General features: G+C 63.5%; 12 protein-coding genes. 6 read left to right on the top strand and 6 right to left on the bottom strand.

The window, feature by feature from the left end; all coding sequences use genetic code 11:
* Nucleotides 1-12: 12 nt before the first annotated feature.
* Nucleotides 13-525, top strand: a complete 513-nt coding sequence (locus E7813_RS20305) for a DUF1697 domain-containing protein (protein WP_291576965.1) — start codon at nucleotides 13-15, stop codon at nucleotides 523-525.
* 15 nt (nucleotides 526-540) lie between these two features.
* Here the strand turns inward: E7813_RS20305 and E7813_RS20300 are convergent, their stop codons facing one another.
* Nucleotides 541-1,644: an anhydro-N-acetylmuramic acid kinase gene (locus E7813_RS20300; RefSeq protein WP_291576964.1), complete on the bottom strand. Its 1,104-nt coding sequence runs from the start codon at nucleotides 1,642-1,644 to the stop codon at nucleotides 541-543.
* Between the two features lie 162 nt (nucleotides 1,645-1,806).
* Here E7813_RS20300 and tyrS point away from each other — a divergent pair, with 162 nt between their 5' ends.
* Nucleotides 1,807-3,060, top strand: coding sequence for a tyrosine--tRNA ligase (gene tyrS, locus E7813_RS20295; protein ID WP_291576963.1), 1,254 nt, complete (start codon nucleotides 1,807-1,809; stop codon nucleotides 3,058-3,060).
* A gap of 55 nt (nucleotides 3,061-3,115) precedes the next feature.
* Nucleotides 3,116-4,363, top strand: coding sequence for an MFS transporter (locus E7813_RS20290; protein WP_291576962.1), 1,248 nt, complete (start codon nucleotides 3,116-3,118; stop codon nucleotides 4,361-4,363).
* A gap of 146 nt (nucleotides 4,364-4,509) precedes the next feature.
* Here the strand turns inward: E7813_RS20290 and E7813_RS20285 are convergent, their stop codons facing one another.
* Complete coding sequence (locus E7813_RS20285) at nucleotides 4,510-8,253, bottom strand: DUF3971 domain-containing protein (RefSeq protein WP_291576961.1); 3,744 nt, start codon at nucleotides 8,251-8,253, stop codon at nucleotides 4,510-4,512.
* 165 nt (nucleotides 8,254-8,418) lie between these two features.
* Here E7813_RS20285 and E7813_RS20280 point away from each other — a divergent pair, with 165 nt between their 5' ends.
* Nucleotides 8,419-9,132, top strand: coding sequence for a peroxiredoxin (locus E7813_RS20280; protein ID WP_291576960.1), 714 nt, complete (start codon nucleotides 8,419-8,421; stop codon nucleotides 9,130-9,132).
* Between the two features lie 102 nt (nucleotides 9,133-9,234).
* Nucleotides 9,235-10,593, top strand: a complete 1,359-nt coding sequence (locus E7813_RS20275; RefSeq protein ID WP_291576959.1) for a M23 family metallopeptidase — start codon at nucleotides 9,235-9,237, stop codon at nucleotides 10,591-10,593.
* Between the two features lie 23 nt (nucleotides 10,594-10,616).
* Here E7813_RS20275 and E7813_RS20270 read toward each other — a convergent pair whose 3' ends face one another.
* Nucleotides 10,617-11,840 carry an ABC transporter substrate-binding protein gene (locus tag E7813_RS20270; RefSeq protein WP_291576958.1) on the bottom strand — a complete coding sequence of 408 codons (1,224 nt, stop codon included), beginning with the start codon at nucleotides 11,838-11,840 and terminating at the stop codon, nucleotides 10,617-10,619.
* Nucleotides 11,841-12,046: 206 nt separating this feature from the next.
* On the opposite strand from E7813_RS20270, the gene E7813_RS20265 reads away from it, so the two are divergent.
* Nucleotides 12,047-14,194, top strand: a complete 2,148-nt coding sequence (locus E7813_RS20265; RefSeq protein WP_291576957.1) for a carbamoyltransferase C-terminal domain-containing protein — start codon at nucleotides 12,047-12,049, stop codon at nucleotides 14,192-14,194.
* On the opposite strand, the gene E7813_RS20260 is transcribed toward E7813_RS20265, so the two are convergent.
* The 3 genes from E7813_RS20260 to E7813_RS20250 form a co-directional block, all read right to left on the bottom strand.
* Nucleotides 14,191-15,075, bottom strand: a complete 885-nt coding sequence (locus E7813_RS20260; RefSeq protein WP_291576956.1) for an NAD(P)-dependent oxidoreductase — start codon at nucleotides 15,073-15,075, stop codon at nucleotides 14,191-14,193. The two genes, E7813_RS20265 and E7813_RS20260, sit on opposite strands and share 4 nt — an antisense overlap.
* Before the next feature lie 3 nt (nucleotides 15,076-15,078).
* A protein-coding gene (gene prfB, locus E7813_RS20255) for a peptide chain release factor 2 (RefSeq protein ID WP_291576955.1) occupies nucleotides 15,079-16,210 on the bottom strand; the annotation gives its coding sequence in 2 pieces (ribosomal slippage) (nucleotides 15,079-16,140 and nucleotides 16,142-16,210; 1,131 coding nt in all).
* A 143-nt stretch (nucleotides 16,211-16,353) separates the two neighbouring features.
* Nucleotides 16,354-18,846 carry a penicillin-binding protein 1A gene (locus E7813_RS20250; RefSeq protein WP_291576954.1) on the bottom strand — a complete coding sequence of 831 codons (2,493 nt, stop codon included), beginning with the start codon at nucleotides 18,844-18,846 and terminating at the stop codon, nucleotides 16,354-16,356.
* Nucleotides 18,847-19,030: the final 184 nt, after the last annotated feature.

Here is a 19,030-nt window from a genome sequence, read left to right as displayed (position 1 = left end):
CGTCGGACGGCGATGGGCTCGTTCGTGGCGCTGCTGCGCGCGGTCAATGTCGGCGGCACCGGCAAATTGCCGATGAGCGATCTCAAGGACATCTGCGAGGAGCTGGGGTTCGGCGCCGTCCGGACCTACATCGCCAGCGGCAATGTCGTCTTCACCAGCCGCAAGCCCGAAGCCGCCATCAAGGCCGCCCTTGAAAAGCGGCTGGAAGCCTATGCCGGCAAGCCGCTCGGCGTGCTGGTGCGCACCGCCGCCGAAATGGCCAAAGTATTCGCCGACAATCCATTTCCGAAAGCAGCGCCCAACCGCACCATGGCGGTGTTTCTCGATCGCGCCCCTTCAGCGGACACGCTGGCAGGCATTCGCGGCCAGCGGGACGAACAGGTCAAGTTGGGGCGTCGCGAGATCTACATCCACTACGGCCAAGGCATGGGCACGTCGAAACTCGTCATCCCCGCGGCCAGGACAGGAACCGCGCGTAACATGAATACGGTTGCGACGCTTGCCCGGATGGCTGCCGAGGCCTGACAACGGATCGCGCGATCAGGGCCGTGCGATCACCCCGCCCGTCATCGGGATCGGAACGCCGGTGGTTGCGGGATAGCTGAGCGGCAGGCCTTTCAGGCCGCGCGCCGCCAGAAAACCAAACGCCTGCGCCTCGATCGAATCGGCCGACCATCCCAGCGAGTCCGCGGATTCGACGGTGGCAGGCTGTAGCCGCTCGCGCAGCATCCTGATCATGGTGAGATTGCGGGCGCCACCGCCGGCAACGATCCAGCTCCGCGGCGCCTTCGGCAGCAATGGCACGATTCGGGCGATGGCCGCCGCGGTGAAAGCGGTCAGGGTCGCCGCGCCATCGGCCGGCGGAACATCGGGCAATGCCAGCGAGGCAAAGTCGTTTCGGTCCAGCGATTTCGGCGGCGGCAGCGCAAAGAAGGGATGCTGCAGGCCACGGGCGACCCAGGCCTCGTCGGCGGCGCCCTGGGCGGCCATGCGGCCTTCGCAATCAAACGGTTGGCCGGTCTTGCGGAAGATGAAATCGTCGAGCAACGCGTTGCCGGGCCCGGTATCGCAGGCGATCAAGGTGTCGGCGCCGTCGATGTAGGTGATGTTGGAAACGCCGCCGATATTGACCACGACCACCGGTCCTTCGCGCTCCAGCGATTGCGCCAGCGCGCGGTGATAGACCGGCACGAAAGGCGCGCCCTGGCCGCCGGCGGCGACATCGGCCGCGCGAAAATCATGCATGACCGGGATATGGATGGCTTTCGCCAGCGCCGCCGCATCGCCGATCTGCACGGTCATTTTCTGCGCGGGACGATGCAGCACGGTCTGGCCGTGAAAGCCGACGATATCGACGTCCTCGCATGTAATATGGTTCTGCGCGGTAAAGGCGGCGACCGCCTCGGCATGGGCAATGGTGACGGCCCGCTCGGCCTCGCGCAGGATGCCCGGCCGCGCATCGCGCTGCGGCAAATGGATGGCTTCCGTCAGGGCCTGGCGCAGCAGGCTGCGCTCGGTTTCCGTGTACGGCCGATAGCCGGAAGGCCCAAACGCCTGGACCCGCTTGCCGTCGGTTTCGATCAAGGCGACATCGACCCCGTCGAGCGAGGTGCCGCTCATCAGACCGATCGCCGTCATCATCATCGAAATGGTGCCTTCTCGACGCCCTGCCCGTGACGCCCTGCTTGTGTCGAACCAGCACATCTTATAATGCCACAACATGCCGGGCAGCGGCAGCAAAATCCGCTTTGGTTCCGCAACTAGATAGAAATAGCGTGAAATAAGAATGATCAGAGTCGCAGACAAATGACCGCCTTTAAATCGGATTTTTTGAATATTCTGCAGGAACGCGGCTTCATCCATCAATGTTCCGACTTTGAGGGCCTCGACGCGCTCGCCGCCAAGGGTCAGGCGACGGCCTATGTCGGCTACGACTGCACGGCGCCGTCGCTGCACATCGGCAACTACCTGACCATGATGATGCTGTACTGGCTGCAGCGCAGCGGCAACAAGCCGATCACGCTGATGGGCGGCGGCACCACCATGGTCGGCGATCCCTCCGGCAAGGACGAATCGCGCGCGCTGCGAAGCCTCGAGGAAATCGAGGCTAACAAGGCCAGCATCCGCGGCGTGTTCGCCAAGGTGCTGCGCTATGGTTCCGGCGCCAGCGATGCGGTGATGCTCGACAATGCCGAATGGCTGACCAAATTGAACTGGATCGAAATGCTGCGCGACGTCGGCCGGCATTTCTCGGTCAACCGCATGCTGGCGATGGACTCGGTGCGCCTGCGCCTCGAGCGCGAGCAGGAGATGAGCTTCATCGAGTTCAACTACATGGTCTGCCAGGCCTACGACTTCGTCGAACTGTCGCGGCGGGTCGGCTGCCGGCTGCAGATGGGCGGCTCGGACCAGTGGGGCAATATCGTCAACGGCGTTGACCTCGGCCGGCGCATGGGAACGCCGCAATTGTTTGCGCTGACCACGGCGCTGCTCACCACGGCGTCGGGCGCCAAGATGGGCAAGACCGCGCAAGGCGCGATCTGGCTCAACGCCGATCAATGCAGCCCTTACGACTTCTGGCAATACTGGCGAAATGTCGAAGACGCCGACGTCGTCAAGTTTCTCAAGCTGTTCACGATCCTGCCGATGAGCGAGATCGCCCGGCTAGGCAAATTGCACGGTGCGGAGATCAACGAAGCCAAGAAGGCCCTTGCGGACGCCGCGACCGCGCTGCTGCATGGACCGGAGGCCGCCCGCACCGCCGCCGAAACCGCGCGGCAGACGTTTGAGGAAGGCGCGATCGCCGAAAACCTTCCGGCGATAGAGATTTCCCGCGCCGAACTGGAAGCCGGCGCCGGCGTGCTGGCGCTGTTCGTCAAGGCGGGCCTCGTCGCGTCGAATGGCGAGGCGCGCCGCCAGATCAAGGGCGGCGGCTTGCGCGTCAACGATGTCGCGGTGACCGACGAGAAGATGGTGCTGAAACCGGCTGACCTCACGCCCGAAGGCGTCATCAAATTGTCGATGGGCAAGAAACGCCACGTCCTGCTCAGGCCTGCATAGGCGTATTCGCCCAAGACCCCTGCTCCTTCCGGCGGAAAGGCGCTCCCTAGTGGTCATGGACCCGAATGCCGCAAGCCAGAGCGCTGCGACGCAAGCGTTGAAACCGCAGCGCGTGGCGCTGAAAGTGCTGGCATTGTGCTTTGCACTATCGGTGATCGGCCGCGGGCTCGGCGAGAGCTTCACGGTTTTCCTCAAACCCATTTCGGAGAATTTCGGCTGGGACCGCGCCCAGGTGGTCTCGGTCTATTCGCTGATCTGGCTGGCCGGCGGACTGACGGCGCCGCTGATCGGCCGGCTGTTCGACCATTCCGGCCCGCGCGCCGTCTATTCGATTGGCCTGCTGCTGCTCGGCGGGTCGTTTCTGATCGCCTCCCATGCCCAGTACCTCTGGCAGTTCCAGTTGAGCATCGGCCTGTGCGTGGGCATCGGCATCGCGTTGATCGGCAACGTGCCCAATTCAATCCTGCTCGGCCGCTGGTTTGGCCCGCGACTGCCGACCGCGATGGCGGTGGTGTATTCGGCGACCGGCACCGGTGTGCTGCTGCTGCTGCCGGCCTCGCAACTCCTGATCGATCATATCGGCTGGCGCGGCGCCTACCAGGTGTTCGGCGGCATCGCGCTGTTCCTGCTGGTGCCGCTGCTGCTGCTGCCATGGCGGCTGTTCTCGACCGGATCCCCGCATGTCGTCAAAAAGACCGATCCGGATTTCGTCGATGAGGGCTGGACGCTGTTCACCGCGATGCGTCACCACGCCTTCTGGGCCCTGTTCGCCACGTTCTTCTTTACCGCCATCGGGATGTACGCGATTTCGGCGCAGATCGTCGCCTACCTGATCGATGCAGGCTTCCCGCCCTTGCAGGCGGCGACCGCCTGGGGTTTCAGCGGCGTGGTGCTTTTGTTCGGCATGCTCGGCATCACCTCGCTCGACGGCATCATCGGGCGGCGCCCGTCGGTGCTGTTCAGCTACGCGGTTTCGATCATCGGCATCATCCAGCTCTGGCTGATACAAAGGTACCCGAACTACTGGCTGCTGACGGGTTTCGTGATTTGCTTCGGCAGCATGATCGGATCGCGCGGCCCGCTGTTGACCGCGACCGCGATGAAGATCTTTCGCGGCGAACGGGTCGGCACCATCTACGGCACCATTTCGATCGGCAGCGGACTGGGATCGGCGTTCGGTTCCTGGAGCGGCGGACTGATTCACGACTGGACCCACAGCTACAATCCGTTGATCGTGTTCTCGCTGGTGGCGGTGGTGCTGGGGATGCTGCCGTTCCTGCTGGTGCCCGCGCTGCGGCGCTAGAGCATGATCCGGAAAAGTGGCAGCCGGTTTCCCGAAAAGAACATGCCCAAACAAAGGACTCAGAGCCTGATTCAACTCAGTTCAATCAGGCTCTGGTTCGGCCCTGCCTGCATCGGGGAAATGGGAAGGCGCTGCGTGGCGGCCGGTCAGTTGTTGTTCGGCGGAAGCTCGACCGGGTTGTCTTGCTTGTTGGGGCCGAACTCGAAGATTTTCCGTAACACCCCCGGCGCGATCGCCGAAATCGGATTGACGTTCAGCACCGGCTGGCCGGGCGTCCCGACGATCTCGTAGGTGACCCCGATCAGGCCCTCATTGCTGCCCCCACCGAGGAAGAGACCGAACAGCGGAATCTGGCCGAACATATTGTTCAGCCCGTACATCGGAACAAACGTGCCGCGCATGCGCACCTGGTTGCCGGGGAAATCGATGCGACCTTCGATGGTCGCGCCGATCGTCGGTCCCTTCACCACGCCCTCGTGGATCGTGAGCTGTCCGTTCTGCCGGGTGAATTCCGCCCGCAATTTCGAAAAGTACGTGCTGTTCTGCGTGCCGGGTGCGGTACCCGTCGGGAGCGATTCTCCCTTGATCGAGAAATCGCTGATGTTGATCAGGCCTTCTTTGGCGCGCGGCTCGACCGTCGGAGGATCCATCGCCAGAGCGAGCTGGCCTCCGACCATCTTGGCGTAGGTGTCGGTGAAGCGGAAGAACGCGCCGGCGTCATTGGTCTCGAGATAGACCACTTCGCGACCTTGCGCCTGCCCCCGCAAATCGCCCGTCAGCGGCGTATCGTGTCCAAGCTTGCCGCCGAGCGCAAAATTCTTGAGGATTCCGTTGCGCCTGGACATCTTGACATCGACGCTGCGCGCCGCTTCGCCATTGTAGCCGGCCACCGCGCCGAGCTTCACGTCGAGATCGTAATCGAGGTTCTTGGTCTTGCTCTTGGCGTCGGGATCCTTGCCCGAAATGGTGGACTTGAGAAAGCCGCGGCCGTCGAACACATCGCCGCGCATGGTCACCTTGTAGACGCCGTCGGCGCCGCGATCGACCCTCAGCGAGGCCTTGTCGCCCTCGGAAGGCGAGTAGGTCGGGAAGTTGACGTTCATCAGGTCGTTGTTCTGATCGACCTCGAGCGATCCCTTGATCGATACGCCGCCGCCATCGATGACGATGTCTTCGAGACGGGTCGACTGTGCTTTCCGCACCACGTTGAAAACCGCCCGGCTCGACTTGCCCGGCAGCTTGATCCAGCCGGGCAGGATATTGTCGAGCTTCAGCGAGGTCAGGTCGCAATCGATGCCGAGGTGGCTGTCCTGATCGAGACCTCCGATCTTGCCGCTGAGCTTGATCGGGACGGCGCCGCTGACGGCGGAGCCAAGATCCAATCCGAGTTTGGCGCGGCTGGCGTCATCAAGCGTGGCCTGTACCTTGATGTCGGCGTCGCCGTCGCTGGGCTTGCGATAATCCAGCGAAGCGGCCTGGCCATTGATCCGGACGTCGCCCTTGACCTGATAGCCGGCGTTGTTGGCGACGACTTTCAGCGTATTGGCTTCCAGCCTCTGATTCATCACCAGCCGATCGGCGACAAATCCGACGAGGTCGGCGGTGATGGCATAGCTGGTGTCGGCCTTGGTCAGTTCGCGCTTGATCGGCATCCCGAGCATGACCATGGCGGAAAGCGTCCCCTTGCTCGTATTCGGGTCGATCAAGGTTCCGGAAAATTCACTGAGGCGATCCGACGCAAGAATTTCGGCCGCCGCCGGCACCGGGCCATCGATGTGAAACTTGACGCGGGCAGGCGCCGGCTTTGGCGCCATGTCCGGCACCTCGAACACCAGATCGGTAATGTTGAGTTTGCGCTGCCCCTTGGTCTCGACCGACCCCTGCCCGATCGTCACCGTCGCGGTGCGGCCGGTCACATGGGCTTTCAAATCTGCATCCTGCACCGACGGCAATTCGTCGACCGGCCGCAACGTCACGCCGCTGGCGACGATATTGACGGAAAGCCCGTCGTCGGGGATCGGCGGGCCTTTTCGCGAAAGGTTGTGAACCGGCGAGTTGACGCCGACCTCGATACGCTGAAGCGAGCCGCGCTCGACCCGTTCAATCACCCATTCGCGCACCTCCGGAACGATCAGGATCGGCCACATCCGCTTGAGCGCGGATGCCGACATCGGCGTTCCGGCAAAACCGAGGGTCAGGCGCGGCTCCGCCGAATAATCGACACTGCCGGTGCCGGCGATGCCAATGTCGCCGTTGCTGATGTCGGCCTGGGTCAGCAACACGCGCCGCCTTGTGGTGTCGAAACGAAAGCCGATAGCGATGCGATTGAAAATCAGCGCCGGTTCGCCGTCGTCGGCGGCAAGCACGATCGTGCCGCCACTCAAGCCCATCTGCCAATCGGCGACGCTGTCGTTGGGCGGCTCAAGATGGGCCAGCAGCGTGATGCGATTCTTGCCGGAAACGATCTTGAACGGCGCAACCAGTACGCGCCGCCCGGAATCCCATTCGATGTTCATTTCGGCCGAATCGATCGCCATCGGATAGTCGGGCGTATCGCTGTCGATGATCGTTCCGGCACCGGCGGTAATCTTGCCGCGGAAATAGGTCGGCAAGCCGTCCCGGCCCAGTTCGCCCTTCAATTCGCCGCTGAGCGGCAAATCCGCACTGTAGGTCAGGTCCTTTACCCGCAGCGCCAGCAGGATGTTCGTGGTCGAGACCTTGTCGGCGCGGATATCGACCGATCGCACGCCATTGGTGGGCGGACCGACCGTGACCCGAAGCGACCACGGATTGGCACCATCTTCGCCAACGCTGAGCGCCACCCCGCCGCCGCTCGGCCGGCGAAGACTCAAACTGACATTGTCGAACGTCCATTTGTTGCCGCGTTGCTGATCGTCGACGACCAGGTTGCCGTTCTTCAAGCCGATTTCGTTGAGGTTCTGGCCATCGAGGCCGGTCAAGCTCAGGCTGTCGAGCCAATCGAGGCCGGCAAGCAATCCGCTTTGTGCGCTATCGGCGGCGGTCGCAGTAGCACCAGACAAGGCTGCGGGCGGAGTCGGCGAAGCCGGTCCGGGGATTGGCGTTAACGGCACCTGGCGCGGAAATGTCGGCGCAAGGCCGGCGTCTTTTTTCGATGCGACGCCGGTGGCCAGGGGTTTTGAGGTGTCGCCGGTCGAAACCGTAACGTAGCCCTCTCGCGTGATGCGCACCGCCAGTTCGGCACCCACCAGGTTGAGGCTCTCGGCGCGAAGCCGGCCCATCAACAGCGCGGCACCGGACAGTCTTACCTCGGCTTTCGGCGCACTCGCCACGATGGCGTGATCGCGATCCCGGACGATGATGTCGCGGATGCGCACCGCGATGCGGATCCGGCCCGCCCGCTCGATCTGCGTGCCGCCCACTTCGACGGTATTGCCGTGGCCGATATTGTCCTCGATCGCCGCAGCCAGCCATGGCGTCGCCATATCGAGATTGATCGGACCGGCGCCAAGCCGCCACCACAGTCCGCCGAAGCACACGGCAAAGATCGCCATCAGAACGGCGGCCGTGACGGCGAGGCGTCTTACCCAGCGCTCCCCGGCCAGCCAACGGCGCCAAGCCTCGAAGCGATCGCCAAGCCGATGAAAGCCGGAGCTCGGCCGGGCCAGCAGCCGGCGCGCACGATGGCCCGCCGCCTCGTCCTGCGCGTGATCCCAAGCGTCATCGTCCCACTGCGGGAGTTGGGTTTCAGCACGCGGATTCAACCCCTGGGGCGACGTATTCCTTGCCATTGCCTCTCGGTGCTGGCGCTGTTTGTAAGATAAGTCGCCGCCAAGGCCTCGCCCGTCGACACCTAACGAGCGCTGCTGTGCCGGCTCCGCCAATCCTTGACTCGTATCGTTACTCGTCATGCGGCCCAAGGAGCACGTTCAACGAGCGGTCGGTGATGTGTCGAATCTTGTAACCATACTCCGAGGCCATCAGATTTGCCCAGCGGCCAGCTCGATTCGGCCTTGCCAGGACAAGACCCGGAATGGCCAATGATTGGCCCGCCGAAAGCGACGAAAGGAAGGCGTATGTCCAAGAAAACGCGCAAGAAAACACCCAGGAAAGCTCTTCGGAACTCCCCCGCCGCGGCGGCACGGAAGGCGTCGGTCAAAACGTCGCGCGCGAAAACCGGCGGGAAAGCGGCAGGTAAATCAAAGGCCGCCCGGCCCGCGAAGTCCGCTTCCCCGACCAAATCCAAGTCCTCTCCGACGAAGCCCAGAAACCAGCCAGCAGGGAACGCGTTAGGCGGAAAAGCTCATGCGCCGTCTGCCGGCAAATCGGGGTTGGCCGAGGGCGCCAGGGCGCCGGCCTTCCATCTGCCGCGCGACGGCGGCGACACCGTCTCGCTTTCCGATTATGCGGGAGAAAAACTGGTGCTGTTCTTCTACCCTCGCGCGGATACGCCGGGCTGCACCAGGGAGGCCATCGACTTTACCCGGTTGGGAGATGCGTTTGCCGAAAGCCGGACCGCGATACTCGGCATTTCGGCCGACCCGCCCAAGACGCAGGAAGCCTTTCGGGACAAGCATCGGCTCTCCATTCCCCTGCTGTCGGATGAAACGCACGGGATGCTGGAGGCCTATGGTGCCTGGGGCGAAAAATCCATGTATGGGAGGACCTTCCAGGGCATTATTCGCACCACGGTTCTGGTTGGTGCGGATGGCCGGGTCGCAAGGATCTGGCGCCATGTGAGGGTTGACGGCCATGCCGACGAGGTGTTGGCGGCCGCCCGCGCGCTATAGCCCACATGCCCCCATTCGCTAAAAATTAACTATAAGTGGGTCAAATCACGCCCGTAAATTTAGCCGTACGGACTCAAAACTCCGACCGGCGCGGGAGTGCCGATGTCGTACCGTTCGGGTCAATATTCCGACTATTCCCAACAACATTCAAACGACCACGGAAGGGCTTCCCCCCGCCGCCCGGCGGCGAACCATGCCGCTTCGGGCAGGCATGCGCAAAACGGCTACACCATCGTGCATGCCGGCAAGCAGGTCCGCTTTGGTCCGGTGGTGTTCTGGATCGTGGTCGGCACGGTAACGGTGCTTGGCATGTGGTCGGCTGCGACTGCGACCTATTTTGCATTTCGCGACGACGTCCTGACCCGGCTGATCGCACGCGAGGCGGAGATGCAATACGCCTATGAGGACCGCATCGCCGAACTGCGCGCCAAGGTCGATCGCACCACCAGCCGCCAACTGCTCGACCAGGAGCAATTCGACCAGAAACTCGACCAGGTCATGCGCCGCCAGACCGTGCTGGAATCTCGCGCCACCGCGCTTGGCGCCATTCCGGATGCGTCGGTAACGGGATCGATCAAACCGCCATCGCGTGGCGCTCCGGCAACCGAGGCGACTTCGGGGACGCCGAAGCCTTCGCCGATCAACGATACCGTGATCTTCGTGGCGCCCCCGGACCGCGAAGCGCGGCTGGAATCGCGGGCGCCCCTGATCGCCAACCCGCCGCCGAACCAGTTCGCTAAAATCCAGGGCGTCGACAATGTGATCGTCCGTCTGCAGAATTCGCTCGATCAGGTCGAGAGCCGCCAAATGGCGGCGCTCAACTCGGTCGAGGACGGCATGGAATCGCGGGTGCGCCGGATGCGCGGCGTGTTTACCGATCTCGGCCTCGACATGGCGCAACTGGAAGCCGCGACCCCGCGCGCAGGCATGGGCGGCCCCTTCGTCCCCATCAAGGTTTCTGCCAATGCCAGCACGTTCGAGCGCGAGCTTTACCGGATCAACGTCACCCGCGCCCAGGTCGACCGCCTGAACCGGATCCTTGCGCTGGTGCCATATCGCAAGCCCGTGGTCGGCGAAGTCGAATTCACTTCGGGATTTGGGGTCCGCAGCGATCCGTTCCTCGGCCGCCCGGCGATGCACACCGGCCTGGATTTCCGCGCCGCCATGGGCGATCCGGTGCGGGCGACCGCAAACGGCAAAGTGGCGTCGTCGGGGTGGGCCGGCGGCTATGGCCGCATGGTCGAAATCGACCACGGCAACGGCCTGTCGACCCGCTACGGCCATCTGTCGGAGATCAGCGTCAAGGTCGGCGATCCCGTCAAGATCGGACAGGTGATCGGCGCGGTCGGTTCAACCGGCCGCTCCACCGGTCCGCATTTGCACTACGAGACCCGGATCGAAGGCGAAGCGGTCGACCCGCAGAAATTCCTGCGCGCGGGGGTTCGCCTCAGCGCGGGCTAAAGCGGGGGTTCGAGCTAAACCGCTTAGTGGCCGACTTCACCGGTGATGACGTCACCGAATAAATGCCAGCTCTCGCCCTCGAATTTCATCAACTGCATCTGCTCGATCGGAAAGAAGTCGTCGGGCCCGGTGTTGACCATGATTCCCGGAAGCATCATGTCGGTCGAGAAATTCTTCAGCGAGGCGGCCTGTTTCATGACGTTTTCGCGCGTCAGGTTGTCGCCGCACTGCTTGAGCACCTGCACCATCGTCTGCGCCGTGACGTAGCCGTAGACGTTGTTGGCATTGGTCTTGTCGCCGTCCGGATAATATTTGTCCATGAACGCCAGCCAGGTCTTGGTGCCGGGATCGTCCTTCCAGGTCGGGTCGGTCGGGTCCTTCAGGTAGGACGTCGAAATGATGCCTTGGGCGTTTTCGAGGCCGGCGGGCTTGAGCACGGAGGCGACCGACGTTGCGGTGTTGGCGAGGAAGAATTTGGGCTTCCAGCCGAGTTCGCCGACCTTGCGGATTGCCTGCGCCGATCCCTTCGGCGCCGCCCAGGAGAAAAAGATGTCGGCGCCCGAATCGTGCAAGGCGACGATCTGGGAATCGATGGTGGGGTCGCTCACCTCATAGGATTTGTCGGCGATGATCATGCCGGCCTTGGCTCCAAGGCCGTCCTTGAGGCCCTTGAACTGATCCTTACCGGCGTCGTCGTTCTGCCAGAACACCGCGATCTTGCCGTTCGGAAAATGATCCAGAATGTATTTGGCGTAGATCCGCCCCTCGCTCTGGTAGTTGGGCTGCCAGCCCATGGTCCAGGGGAAGTTCTTCGGGTCGCCCCATTTGGTGGCGCCGGACGCGACGAACAGCTGCGGCACTTTCTTGGCATTCATGTATTTCTGAATGGCCGAATTGGACGGCGTGCCGAGCGGCTGGAAAACCAGCAGGACCTCGTCGCCCTCCACCAGTTTGCGCGCCTGCTCGATCGCCTTGGGCGGGCTGTAGCTGTCGTCATAGGTGACGAAGGTGATCTTGCGGCCGTTGATGCCGCCTTCGGCGTTGATCTTGTTGAAATAGGCCGCCTGGGTCTTGCCGATCACGCCATAGGAGGAGGCCGGACCGCTATAGGGCATGATATTGCCGATCCTGATCTCGGTATCGCTGGCGCCCGGATCATATTTCTTTTGCGCGATGGCGGAGGTTGCGGTCAGCGCGACGGCGGCGAACGCCGTCAGGGCGACAAGGCTTCTGCTGCGAGCCGGCATCGTTTTCTCCCAAATGACAATTTATTTTGGCAATTTATTTTGGATCAAGTGTCGCAAGCCCCGCGCGCGCATGCAAGCATCGGTTATTCCGCCGCACGAAACGGCGTTGTTGCCGACGGCCAATTATGATTGATGCATGGCAGCATCCGGATCGCCGTGATCCGGATGGCCACGCGAAGGCCGACGGATTGGAACCGAACAGGCGAATGGGTCCGCGATACCCCAGGCTCGGCGCGGCCGGATTTCGTGCCGCGCAGTGGCTCGGCGCGCGATCGATGGAATGGGCCGGTTTTCATCGGCTCGGCTCGGACTTTGCCAATGCGCGAATTGCCGCTGTGCGCGAAAAACTGGCGCGCGGAGAGACCGTCTATCTTGCCGGGCTGGGGCCTCCCGGCACGCACAATTCGGGGGTGGCGCTGGTCGAGGTCACGCAAGCCCGTGGTCCGCGCCTGATCGTCAACAACGAGGAAGAGCGCTTCTCCGGCAACAAGCACACATCGGAATATCCGCAAGCCTCGATCGACGCCGCCGTGGCGACGCTGCGCGGCATGGGACGCGACATTCCGGATATCGCGGCGTGGCTTACCACCTGGGATTATCCGGCGCTGGCGGGAACGCTGGCGCGGTCGGTGCTGGAAGAGTTGCCGCAAAGCCTAAAACTGCTGCGCACCACGACGGCCACCGGATTTGACGGCCGCCGCCTCGATCAGATGACGCGCACGCCGAAAATCCTCGGCAAGCAGCTGGGCCTCCCGCAAAGCGGGCCTCTTATCTGCATGCCGCACCACGACAATCATGCCTGGTTTTCTTTTGCGGCCTCACCGTTCGACGACAACAGCGAGCCCGTCGCCATTGCCGTGCTCGACGGCACCGGCGACCGCGGATCGATCTCGCTCTATGTCGCCGAGAATGGCGCGATGCGAAAACTCTATTGCAACGACAGCGTCTTCGACTCGCTCGGCGCCTTCTACAGCGTGATCTCGTCGACGCAAGGTGGCTGGACCTGGTTGTCCAGCGAGGGCCGCTACATGGGCGCCGCCGCCTGGGGCGACATGAATCGCGCGAGCAACCGCTATTACGCGCGGCTGAAGCAGGTTTTGAACTTCGGCGGCGATGGCGAAGTCCGGCTCAATCGCGCACTCGCCAACTGGTATTGCGACCCGTTCGATCATCCCTACAAGCCGGCATTGATCGATATCCTCGGCGAGCCGCTGAAACCGGATCAGCTCTGGAATCCCGATGCGGTGTTGCGCCTCGAGGACATCCATCACCGGCCCGACACGCAAGATCGTCTCGACAAGGCGGCCGCGACGCAACTGGTGTTCGAGGACGCCATGATCCATGTGGTCGATCATCTCCTGCGCGCGACCGGCGCCAACCGGCTGGTGCTCACCGGCGGCGTGGCGCTGAATGCGGTCGGCAACATGCGGCTGCTCGAACATTTCGACGAGGCGTGGTTCGCAAAGGCCAAGCAACGCGAGGCCCGCCTGCATCTGTGGGTGCCGCCGACGCCGGGCGATGCCGGCGTGACCATTGGCGCGGCATGGCTGTTCGCGCATCTGGCCGCCGCGCCGCGCGGCGCGCCCATCACACACGCGTTTTATTGCGGGACGCCGCCATCGCGTGAAGACGTCGCAGCGGCGCTTGAGGCCGAGGATATCGCCTCAAAACCGGTTGGAGATATCTCGACGCCTGACGGACGCGACGCCGTTGCCGACCTGATGGCGTTCATCATCGCGCGCAACGGCATCGTTGCGATCTATCAGGGCGCCGCCGAGACCGGCCCGCGGGCGCTGGGCCATCGTTCGATCCTTGCCAATCCTTGCGACCCCGAAGCACGCGAGCGGCTCAACGAACGCGTCAAATACCGCGAAGCGATCCGCCCGTTGGCGCCGATGGCGACGCTGGAAGCGGCGCGCGAGTATTTCGATCTGCTCGAGGGCGCCTCGGATGCCGACTACAACGCCTATAACTACATGGTGCTGACGGCGCGATCGAAGCCGCAGGCACGGGCGAAGATTCCAGCCGTGATCCATGCCGACGGCACCGGCCGCATCCAGATCGTGCGCGCCGACGACGATCCCCTCACCTACGCCTACCTGAAAGCACTCGGCCGCCACATCGGCGTCGAGGTATCCGTCAACACCTCGTTCAACGTCGCAGGCCCGATCGCGCAGACCCCGCGTCAGGCGATCGATACGCTGCGCCGCTCCAGGGGTCTTGATGTGGTGCTGCTGGTGACAGGCGACGGCGCGGTCACCGCGGCATGGCACGGCGGTCAGCGCGACAGCGGACGGTTTACCGGCTGGTTTTCGGAATGGAGCAGCGCTCGCGATCTGCGAGCCGTCAACTAGGCCTTCGTGCCCTTCGGCCGCGACACGATCTCGATCATTTTGCCTTCGTCGTCATCGGGCGCGTAGGCTTTGGCTCGCGCGTAGGCCTGAACGGCGGCGCGTCCGACCAAGGGAGATTCGGCCAGCAGGCTTTCGGCCAATGCAACGGCATAGGCGGCATCCTTGTGCCGCAGCGCTGAAGTAAAACTCGCGCCGGCGAAATTGCGCGCCACCATGCGCCTGGAATGCCGGATCACCTGCGGGCTCGCGGCAACGCCGGTTTCGATCGCCTCCAGCACCAGCTTCATGTCGAGGCCGGCCTGCTCGGCGATCGCAAGACCCTCGGCGACCCCGGCGATCTGGATCGCGCCCATCAGGTTGTTGATCAGCTTGTAGACCGTGCCGGACCCGACCGCGCCGAAATGCCTGATCGTGGCCGAGAGCGGCGCGAGATAAGGCCGCGCCCGCTCGAGGTCAACGGCTTCGGCGCCGACCAATAGCGTCAATTTTCCGCTCGCCGCGGCGTCCGGCAAACCGGTGACCGGACTATCGATGTAGACCAGCCCGCGCTGGCGCAGTTCGCGCGCCAGATCGAGCGCATGTCGATAGGACACCGTGGAGCATTCGATCGCCAACGCACCGGCTTTGGCTGTTGCGGCGGCGCCATCCTTGCCGATCCATACGGTTCGCGAGGCCTCATCATCGGCGACCATGGTCACGATGGCATCGGCTCCGGCAGCGGCATCCGCCGGCGAAGCGGCCCACCGCGCCCCACGCGCGATCAGATCGTCCGCCTTCGCCTTGCTGCGATTCCAGACCGCGACCTCAAAGCCGTTGTCGAGGTAGCGGCCGGCCATGCCGTGACCCATGCGCCCGAGACCGATGAAAGCAACTTTTGTCATGGGCTAATCCACATCCTCGACCGCGGCGGGCGCGGTGCCGAAGGCGCGCTGCGCCAACGTTGCCGCCATGAATTCGTCGAGGTCGCCGTCGAGCACCCCCGACGTATCCGACGTCTGCACGCCGGTGCGCAGGTCCTTCACCATCTGATAGGGCTGCAGCACATAGGAACGGATCTGGTGGCCCCAGCCGATGTCGGTCTTGGCGGCCTGGTCGGCGGCGGCCTGTTGTTCGCGCTTCTTCAATTCGATTTCGTAGAGCCGCGCCCGCAGCATGTCCCAGGCCTGCGCCTTGTTCTTGTGCTGCGAACGCCCGGCCTGGCAGACCACCGCGACACCGGTTGGAATGTGCGTGAGCCGCACGGCGGATTCGGTCTTGTTGACGTGCTGGCCGCCGGCGCCGCCCGAACGCATGGTGTCGGTGCGCACGTCGGATTCCTTGATATCGATCTTGATGCTGTCATCGACCACGGGAAAGATCGCGACGCTGGAAAACGAAGTGTGCCGCCGCGCATTGGAATCGAACGGCGATATCCGCACCAGCCGATGCACGCCGGCTTCGGTCTTGAGCCAGCCATAGGCATTGTGGCCGCTGATCTGGATGGTGGCGGATTTGATGCCGGCCTCTTCGCCCTGGGTCTCCTCCAGATATTCGATCTTGAAGCCATGCTTCTCGGCCCAGCGCGTATACATCCGCAGCAGCATCGCGGCCCAGTCCTGGCTCTCGGTGCCGCCGGCCCCGGCATGAACTTCGAGATAGGAGTCGAACCGGTCGGCCTCGCCGCCGAGCAACGCTTCGAGTTCGCGGCGCGCCACTTCCTTCTTCAGGGCTTTGAGAGCGGTCTCGGCCTCGGCCACCACGCCTGCATCGTTCTCGGCCTCGCCGAGTTCGATCATGCCGACATTGTCCTCAAGCTCGCGCTCGACCTTGCCGATGCCGCCGAGCGCGTCCTCCAGCGAGGTCCGCTCCTGCATCAGCTTCTGCGCTTTCTGGGGATCGTTCCAGAGGTTGGAATCTTCGGCGAGCTTGTTCAACTCCGCCAGGCGCGCGGTGGATGCATCGACGTCAAAGATGCCTCCTCAGCAGCCCGACCGACTGCTTGATCTCTTCAACGAGGCGTTCGACTTCAGCGCGCATGGGTTCTCTGATCTGCGGCGCGAGCCGCGATTTTCGTTTGCTTGAAAACGCTACGATACTGCGAGGGATGTAGCGGCGGGGCAGGCAAAGCGCAATCGGCTGGCGTGCTTTCTTCGCGCCAACCGGTCTTGCCCGCAAAAACGCTAGTACAATCCGCCGGTGCCGGAGCGCAGGATGGTGCGGTCGGCGTCCGGCGAGGGCGCAAGCGGGCGGCCGTCGGCGTCGGCAACGCCGATCACCGAATAATTGTCCGGTGGTGCTGTGCCCGGCTTGAACGCCTCGAGAATCGTCTTTCCACCGCTGCCCGGGCTGGCCCGCATTCCCGTCAGCTGATCGACCAGGATGAGCTTGATCCCGGCCGGCACCCGGAACGGAATCGCCGGCTTGTCGGCCAGCGCGAGCTTCATGAAGTCCCGGGCGATCGGCGCGGCCAGCACACCGCCGGTCGCCTTGCGGCCCAGGTTGCGCGGCTTGTCGTAGCCGACGTAAATCCCGACCACGAGGTCGGGCGAGAAACCGACGAACCAGGCGTCCTTTTCATCGTTGGTGGTGCCGGTCTTGCCGGCGATCGGCTTGCCGACCTCCTTCAAGGCGATCGCGGTGCCGCCCTGAACCACGCCTTCCATCATCGAGGTGATCTGGTAGGCGGTCATCGCATCCAGCACCTGCTCGCGGCGATCGACAAGCTGGGGTTCGGGCTGGTTCTTCCAGCCGCCCGCCGCGTCGCAGCCGCGGCATTCGCGGGCATCGTGCTTGAAGATGGTATGGCCGTAACGGTCCTGAATGCGGTCGATCAAGGTCGGCTTCACGCGCCGGCCGCCATTGGCGAACATCGAATAGGCGGTGACCATCCGCATCACCGTGGTTTCGCCGGCGCCGAGCGCGTAGGACAGATAGTTCGGCAATTCGTCATAGACCCCGAAGCGCTTGGCGTATTCGCCGATCAGGGGCATGCCGACGTCCTGCGCCAGCCGCACCGTCACGGTATTGAGCGACCACCGCAGCGCGTTACGCAGCGTCGTCGGTCCATGATAGTGGCCGGCCGAATAGTTCTCCGGGCGCCAGACGCCGGCGCCCTGCCCCTGATCGATTTCGATCGGCGCGTCGACCACCACCGTCGACGGCGTATAGCCGTTGTCGAGCGCGGAGGAGTACACGATCGGCTTGAACGAGGAACCCGGCTGCCGGTAGGCCTGCGTCGCGCGGTTGAACTGGCTCTGGTCGAAGGAGAATCCGCCGACCATCGCCAGCACGCGTCCGGTCCATGGATCCATCACCACCATCGCGCCGGATACTTCCGGCAGTTGGCGCAACCGGTACTGGCCCTCGACGATGGCGCCATCCTTGCCGATCAACGGATCGGCATAGATCACGTCGCCCGGGCTTAGAACCTGTGAGATCGCCGTCGGCGTCCTGCCACGGGCCGGGCCGGCGGCGGCTTTCGCCCATTTCACGCCGTCAAGCGGGATGTTTCCGGTCTGCCGATCCTTGAGCACGGCGCCGCCGAGTTCGCGGCCGGGCTGAAAGCCAATTCGCGCGGACTGCTCGCTGGTCTCCAGCACCACCGCCATCCGCCACGGCGAGATGTCCGACAGGGATTTGACATCGGCGAGCTTCACGCCCCAATCGCCCGCGATATCGATCTTGCTGATCGCCCCGCGCCAGCCCTGGTTTTCATCGAAGTTGACGAGGCCCGCGACCATGGTCTTGCGCGCCATCACCTGCATCTTCGGATCCAGCGTGGTGCGCACCGACAGGCCGCCTTCATACAGCTTCTTTTCGCCGTAGCGCTCGAACACATCGCGGCGGACTTCCTCGGCGAAATATTCTCCGGCGAAAATGTGCGCGGCATTGGTCCGGTTGGTGACCACAAGCGGATCCTTGCGGGCCTTGTCGGCGTCGGCCTGCTTGATCCAGCCGTTCTCCAGAAGACGGTCGATCACGTAGTTGCGCCGCTCGATCGCCCGGTCGCGATTGCGGATCGGATGAAGCGCGGCCGGCGCTTTCGGCAGTGCCGCCAGGTAGGCGGCTTCCGCAACCGTGAGTTCGTTCACCGATTTGTCGAAATAGACCAGCGACGCCGCGGCGATCCCGTAGGCGCCGAGGCCGAGATAGATTTCGTTGAGATAGAGTTCGAGGATCTTGTCCTTCGAGTAGGCGCGCTCGAGCCGCATCGCCAGCAGCGCTTCCTTGATCTTGCGCGTGAACGACACTTCATTGGTCAGAAGGAAATTCTTGGTGACCTGTTGCGTGATCGTGGAGGCGCCCTGCGGGCGGCGATTGGAGCCGTAGTTCTCCGCATAAAGCAGGCCGGCGCGCGCCATGCCGAAAAAGTCGATGCCGCCGTGCTCGTAGAAGTTCTTGTCTTCGGCGGCGAGGAAGGCGTTGATGACGAGCTTTGGAACCGCCTGGATCGGCAGGTACAAGCGGCGTTCCTTGGAATATTCGCCGAGCAGCGAGCCGTCCGACGCATGGACGCGCGTCATCACCGGCGGCTCATAATCCTGAAGTTGCGAATAGTCCGGCAAGTCCCTGGAATAGTGCCAGATCATCCCCGCAACCGCGCCGACCCCGACCAGAAACACAACGGTTCCGATCGTGAACAGAAAACCCAAGAACCGCACCAGCCTGTGCATTATTGAAGTTCCGTTTCAATCACTGCCGCCGCGACGACCGGCGTTTTCCTGGGCGCGACATCCGCCGCGGAACGATCGATTCCGCAGCCGCGATTAACATGCTGGCCGGCCGGGAATTTCGATCGATTCCGAAGATCCGGCGGCCGCTTTTTATAGTGCAGCCGCTGTGGCCAAACTAGGGCTT

Source organism: Bradyrhizobium sp., assembly GCF_004799405.1.
In the GTDB taxonomy this organism is placed as follows: domain Bacteria; phylum Pseudomonadota; class Alphaproteobacteria; order Rhizobiales; family Xanthobacteraceae; genus Bradyrhizobium.
This window is presented reverse-complemented; position numbering and strand designations above follow the sequence as displayed.

What these genes read in the sequence shown, in the direction of transcription:
- E7813_RS20275 (WP_291576959.1), top strand. Translation starts at nt 9,235, where the DNA reads ATGTCGTACCGTTCGGGTCAATATTCCGACTATTCCCAACAACATTCA.
- E7813_RS20305 (WP_291576965.1), top strand. Translation starts at nt 13, where the DNA reads ATGGGCTCGTTCGTGGCGCTGCTGCGCGCGGTCAATGTCGGCGGCACC.
- E7813_RS20250 (WP_291576954.1), bottom strand. Translation starts at nt 18,846, where the DNA reads ATGCACAGGCTGGTGCGGTTCTTGGGTTTTCTGTTCACGATCGGAACC.
- E7813_RS20270 (WP_291576958.1), bottom strand. Translation starts at nt 11,840, where the DNA reads ATGCCGGCTCGCAGCAGAAGCCTTGTCGCCCTGACGGCGTTCGCCGCC.
- E7813_RS20285 (WP_291576961.1), bottom strand. Translation starts at nt 8,253, where the DNA reads ATGACGAGTAACGATACGAGTCAAGGATTGGCGGAGCCGGCACAGCAG.
- E7813_RS20280 (WP_291576960.1), top strand. Translation starts at nt 8,419, where the DNA reads ATGTCCAAGAAAACGCGCAAGAAAACACCCAGGAAAGCTCTTCGGAAC.
- E7813_RS20260 (WP_291576956.1), bottom strand. Translation starts at nt 15,075, where the DNA reads ATGACAAAAGTTGCTTTCATCGGTCTCGGGCGCATGGGTCACGGCATG.
- tyrS (WP_291576963.1), top strand. Translation starts at nt 1,807, where the DNA reads ATGACCGCCTTTAAATCGGATTTTTTGAATATTCTGCAGGAACGCGGC.
- E7813_RS20290 (WP_291576962.1), top strand. Translation starts at nt 3,116, where the DNA reads ATGGACCCGAATGCCGCAAGCCAGAGCGCTGCGACGCAAGCGTTGAAA.
- E7813_RS20300 (WP_291576964.1), bottom strand. Translation starts at nt 1,644, where the DNA reads ATGATGATGACGGCGATCGGTCTGATGAGCGGCACCTCGCTCGACGGG.
- E7813_RS20265 (WP_291576957.1), top strand. Translation starts at nt 12,047, where the DNA reads ATGGGTCCGCGATACCCCAGGCTCGGCGCGGCCGGATTTCGTGCCGCG.